Annotated in this window: 5 protein-coding genes and 1 pseudogene; 1 reads left to right on the top strand and 5 read right to left on the bottom strand. The window is 64.1% G+C overall.

The genetic code is table 11. The annotated features are described in order from the left end of the window. The coding region (locus WAN71_RS20350) for a pyridoxal phosphate-dependent aminotransferase (RefSeq protein ID WP_422227058.1) at nucleotides 1–948 on the top strand (948 nt) is incomplete at its 5' end. 12 nt (nucleotides 949–960) lie between these two features. On the opposite strand, the gene WAN71_RS20345 is transcribed toward WAN71_RS20350, so the two are convergent. The 5 genes and pseudogenes from WAN71_RS20345 to WAN71_RS20325 form a co-directional block, all read right to left on the bottom strand. After that, nucleotides 961–1,350 (bottom strand): DUF732 domain-containing protein, encoded by a 390-nt coding sequence (locus WAN71_RS20345; protein ID WP_422227057.1) that lies wholly within the window; start codon nucleotides 1,348–1,350, stop codon nucleotides 961–963. Nucleotides 1,351–1,482: 132 nt separating this feature from the next. After that, nucleotides 1,483–2,349: a glucose-1-phosphate thymidylyltransferase RfbA gene (rfbA, locus tag WAN71_RS20340; protein WP_422227056.1), complete on the bottom strand. Its 867-nt coding sequence runs from the start codon at nucleotides 2,347–2,349 to the stop codon at nucleotides 1,483–1,485. A gap of 10 nt (nucleotides 2,350–2,359) precedes the next feature. After that, nucleotides 2,360–2,734, bottom strand: a complete 375-nt coding sequence (locus WAN71_RS20335) for a nuclear transport factor 2 family protein (protein ID WP_422227055.1) — start codon at nucleotides 2,732–2,734, stop codon at nucleotides 2,360–2,362. A gap of 29 nt (nucleotides 2,735–2,763) precedes the next feature. Continuing rightward, a pseudogene (locus WAN71_RS20330) lies at nucleotides 2,764–3,519 on the bottom strand (maleylpyruvate isomerase family mycothiol-dependent enzyme). 4 nt (nucleotides 3,520–3,523) lie between these two features. Further along, nucleotides 3,524–4,849 (bottom strand): UDP-glucose dehydrogenase family protein, encoded by a 1,326-nt coding sequence (locus WAN71_RS20325; RefSeq protein WP_422227054.1) that lies wholly within the window; start codon nucleotides 4,847–4,849, stop codon nucleotides 3,524–3,526. Between the last annotated feature and the right edge of the window lie 192 nt (nucleotides 4,850–5,041).

Genomic DNA, 5,041 nt, shown 5'->3' with positions numbered 1-5,041 from the left:
TTCCCGCGATTCGACGTCGACGATGTATATCTGGGCAACGGTGTCTCCGAGCTGATCACGTTGACGCTGCAGGCGCTGCTGGACAACGGCGACCAGGTCTTGATTCCGGCGCCCGATTATCCACTGTGGACTGCGTCGACCTCGCTGGCCGGCGGCACACCGGTGCATTATCTGTGCGACGAGACTCAGGGCTGGCAGCCCGATATCGCCGACCTGGAGTCGAAGATCACCGAGCGCACCAAGGCGCTGGTGGTGATCAACCCGAACAATCCAACCGGCGCGGTGTACGGTCGCGAAATCCTTTCGCAGGTGGCCGATCTGGCGCGCGAGCATCAGCTGCTGCTGCTCGCGGACGAGATCTACGACAAGATCCTCTACGACGACGCCCAACACATCAGCATGGCCTCGGTCGCACCCGACGTGTTATGCCTGACTTTCAATGGCCTGTCCAAGGCCTACCGCGTTGCCGGATACCGGGCCGGCTGGCTGGCGATCACCGGGCCCAAGGACCACGCGACCAGCTTCATCGAGGGCATCAGCCTGCTTACGAATATGCGGTTGTGCCCGAATGTTCCGGCCCAGCATGCGATTCAGGTCGCGCTGGGCGGTCATCAAAGCATCGATGACCTCGTGCTGCCGGGTGGGCGGCTGCGCGAACAACGCGACGTGGCGTGGTCCAAGCTGAACGAGATCCCCGGGGTGTCGTGCGTCAAACCCGCCGGTGCGCTTTACACGTTTCCCCGGCTGGATCCCGAGGTGCACGAGATCCGAGACGACGAGCAACTTGTCCTGGATCTGCTGCTGTCGGAGAAGATTCTGGTCACTCAGGGCACCGGCTTCAACTGGCCGGCACCGGATCACCTGCGGATAGTGACGCTGCCATGGTCGCGCGACCTGGCACACGCTATCGAGCGGTTGGGTAACTTCCTGGCCAACTACCGTCAGTGACGCAGACGGTTGTCACGAGTTATTCATAACGCCGTCCGGGCAGAACACGCTGATAGCGGTGTCGGCGAAACTGGATGCGGTATTGAGCGACATGCCCGGCGATCCTTGCAGCATGTCCTGGATGATCTGCGGTTCACTCTCGCCGCCGGCGTACCGCGTGCACACCCGACGCGCGTCATTGATCGCAGCGTCGTTCGATCGGCGTAGCTGTAGCCCTTGGGTGGTCAGGCGCCACAGAAACTGGCCATTCCGGTCCATGGGGTCCGGTGGCGGATCGGCCGACGCCCCTGATGCGGCCTGTGAAACGGTCGTGGTTGCCCTCGGTCGGAAAAAATTCGGGTTGCGCCCCAGAACAAATACTGCCGCGATGGCGGCGACGGCGAACACCAGCGCGGCGAGCATGGCCAGGCTGGGAAGCGGACTCGGGTTCGGTGCAGGTGTCGTCATTTCTATTCATCAAGAATATTTACCGGCGACCCCTGTTGTTAACGTCGGCAGCTATGGATCTGCTGGGAGGTTGCTGAAAACCTCCCTTCAGCGCCGTTCCAGCAGCTCCAGCAGGTAGCTCCCGTAGCCGGACTTGAGCAGGGCGTGGGCCCGCTGGGCCAGCCGGTCGTCGTCGATGAAGCCCATTCGCCAGGCCACTTCCTCGGGGATGCTGAGCTTCAGGCCTTGCCGAAGCTCCAGGGTGCGGACGTAGTCGCTGGCGTCCAGCAGTGAGTCGAATGTCCCGGTGTCGAGCCAGGCCGTGCCGCGAGCGAGCACCTCCACGCTTAGCCGACCCTGGTTGAGGTAGGTCTGGTTGATCTCGGTGATCTCGTATTCGCCGCGCGCCGACGGTCGCAGGCCCCGAGCGATTTCGACTACGTCGTTGTCGTAGAAGTACAGTCCGGGTACCGCGTAGTGCGATTTGGGTGTGGCCGGCTTTTCCTCCACCGACAGTGCGACGCCGTCTGCGCTGAATTCGACGACACCATACGCCGAGGGGTTGGCCACCCAGTAGGCGAAAATAGCCCCGCCAGTTACGGATTGGAAGCGCCGAAGATTGGTACCCAAACCCGGTCCGTGGAAGATGTTGTCGCCCAACGCCAAAGCCACCGAACCACTGCCGATGTGGTCGGCGCCGATGACGAAGGCCTGGGCCAGACCCTCGGGACGGTCTTGCACCGCATAGCTGATGTTGATACCGAATGCCGTGCCGTCGCCCAGCACTCGCTGGAATGCCGACGCGTCCTGGGCGGTGGTGATCACCTGAATGTCGCGGATGCCGGCCATCATCAGCGTGGACAGCGGATAGTAGATCATCGGTTTGTCGTAAACGGGTAGCAGCTGCTTGCTGACGCCCAAGGTGATCGGATACAGGCGGGTGCCCGAGCCGCCGGCCAGGATGATCCCGCGCATGTTCTACTCCTCAGTCGACAAGATCAGCGTCGGTCAACTCGGTTGCGGCCAACGCGGACGCCAGGTTGTCGTGGCGAAACACCGAGGTGACGTGGTCGTGGACGACACGAAACGCCGACGCGACAGTGACGTTGGCGCCGGGATCGTCTGGATTGCCGATCTTCTGTTCGACGACCACGACGCCGTCATGTACGTATATTCTGCCCACCTCGGCCCATCGCGGGTGGGCGGCCGCCCAGTCGCGCAACGCGGCATGGCCTTGCGCGGCACCGTGCGCGTCACCGACTTCGATGTCATCACTGGACAGGGCCATCAAAGTGTCAAGGTCGGACGCATTCAAAGCGTCATGCCAAGCCAGCACAGTGGCGATCTCCGATGTGGTCATGGTCTGAAACGTACCGTGTGCGCCGTGTTCTAGAACGGAGTGTGGTCGAGCCAGTTCAGCCATATCCCGGTGTCACCGAACACCGCGATATCGGTGTCGGCGACCGGAACTCGTCGTACAACTGCCAGCAGCAGGTCGACGGCACCGCCGCGCAGCGCCACCGCGCCCTTGTCGTGACCGTGTGAACATGTGATGCGGTTGCCGTCGGAGCGGATGGTCCATTCGCCGGCGGCGCCCAGGCCTGGATCGGTGGCGTGCAGATGCACCGTTTTGCCGTTTTCCAGCGGAAGCGGTGTGTCGCCGCGTCCGGCCTCGCTCGCGACGCGCTCAAGCCACTCGCTAATGGCGTCGGCTGCCAGGTCGGGGGTGAGCGCGTAGTCGAGGGTGAGCGCCAGCGCGGCGTCGGCCCGATGCACCGTCGCCTCATGCAGCCGGCGCCGCACCTACCAGTAGGCCGGCCGAGAGCCTAAAAACGTCCACACCGGGGTCTCCACGCCGACTTGTTCGACGGCGTCGATCAGGCGCTGCGCTCCACCGTGCAGCCACGAGATCGCCTCGTCGGGATCGGGGGGCGGTTTGCCGCCCTCGACTGTGCGCGGGTCGAGATAGTGGTCGACCCGGTCGGCGACGATCTGCGCCGCCCAACGGTCACCGCGACCGACATGGCGAAACAGCTGAGAAAGGCTCCAGCCGGGACAGGTCGGCACCGGAGTGGACGGATCGCCGCTGCGGATCAGCTCGCCGAAGGCGCGATTTTGCTCGAGGAGTGCTGCCGCGTAGTCCACGCGGTCAGGCTACGCGCCGTCCCAAGCAGTGCACACGCCAACCGGCTTGCTGCCACCGTTGCAGGTCAAGGCAGTTGCGGCCATCGACAACGACGCGAGCTCGCACCCGGTCGGCGAGCAGGTCGGGGTCGAGGTCGACGAACTCTTTCCATTCGGTGAGTACCAGCACCGCGTCGGCGCGGTCGCAGGCTTCCTCGACCGAGACGGCGTAATTCAGCGTGGGAAACAGCCGCTGCGCGTTCTCCAGCGCCTTCGGGTCGTAGACGTTGACCGCCGCACCGTTGAGCTGTAGCTGGCCGGCGACGTTGAGGGCCGGTGAGTCACGCACGTCGTCGGATTCGGGCTTGAACGCGGCGCCGAGCACAGCGATGTTGACTCCCAGCAGCGAGCCGCCACATGCGGCGCTGGCCAATTCGACCATGCGGGTGCGCCGACGCATGTTGATGTTGTCGACTTCGCGCAGGAACGTCAGTGCCTGGTCGGCACCCAGCTCGCCGGCGCGAGCCATGAACGCGCGGATATCTTTGGGCAGGCAGCCGCCGCCAAACCCTAAGCCGGCGTTGAGGAATCGGCGCCCAATCCGTGGGTCATGCCCGAGCGCGTCGGCCAACAGGACCACGTCGGCGCCGGCGGCCTCGCACACCTCAGAGATCGCGTTGATGAACGAGATCTTGGTCGCCAAAAAGGCGTTCGCGGAGACCTTGACCAGCTCCGCGGTCTGCAGGTCGGTCACCAGGAACGGCACCCCGGCGTCCAGCATTGGCGCGTAGAGCTCACGGATCGCGGCCTCAGCACGCGTCGAACCGTCTTGTACACCAAGCACAATGCGGTCAGGGTGCAAGGTGTCGTGTACTCCGAAACCTTCCCGGAGGAACTCCGGGTTCCACGCCACTTCGATATCGACGCCCGGCCGGGCGGCCGCACGGGCCCGTTGGACAAGCTCGGCAGCGGTCCCGACGGGCACCGTGGACTTGCCGACGATCACCGATGCGCGAGTCAGTCGCGGTGCAAGCGTGTCGATTACGGCGTTTACGTGGCTTAGGTCAGCGCCGTATTCGCCCTTCTTCTGCGGCGTGCCGACGCCGAGAAAATGCACATCGGCGAACTCAGCGGCCAGGTCATAGTCGGTGGTGAACCGAAGTCGGCCGGCTGCGATGTTGTCGCTCAACATCTTTCGCAACCCAGGCTCGTAGAACGGAACGTCACCGGCAGCTAGCTTGGCGACCTTACCGGGATCAATGTCGACGCCGACGACCTCGTGCCCCAGTTCGGCCATTCCGGCGGCATGGGTAGCACCTAGATAACCCGTACCGAAAACGGTACATCTCATACACCCGTTTGTAAGTCGCCGCAATGAGCTGACGGCATCGCTCTTCTGAGCGGCGGGCGAACGTCAGGTGACAGTTTGCATCCGGGACTCAGAAACCAAACCCACCGCGGCCAAACCCACCGTGGCCGAAGCCGCCGTGGCCCCCTCCGAAGCCACCGTGGCCGCCTCCGAAGCCCCCGCCGGGGTATCCAC

This window comes from Mycobacterium sp. (assembly GCF_049280035.1).
Lineage (GTDB): Bacteria > Actinomycetota > Actinomycetes > Mycobacteriales > Mycobacteriaceae > Mycobacterium.
Note: the sequence above shows the minus strand (reverse complement) of the source record. Positions and strands in the feature narration are given on the sequence as shown.

Bases quoted from the DNA above. Each gene is read 5' to 3' on its own strand.
- WAN71_RS20335 (WP_422227055.1), bottom strand. From the start codon at position 2,734: ATGACCACATCGGAGATCGCCACTGTGCTGGCTTGGCATGACGCTTTG.
- rfbA (WP_422227056.1), bottom strand. From the start codon at position 2,349: ATGCGCGGGATCATCCTGGCCGGCGGCTCGGGCACCCGCCTGTATCCG.
- WAN71_RS20325 (WP_422227054.1), bottom strand. From the start codon at position 4,849: ATGAGATGTACCGTTTTCGGTACGGGTTATCTAGGTGCTACCCATGCC.
- WAN71_RS20345 (WP_422227057.1), bottom strand. From the start codon at position 1,350: ATGCTCGCCGCGCTGGTGTTCGCCGTCGCCGCCATCGCGGCAGTATTT.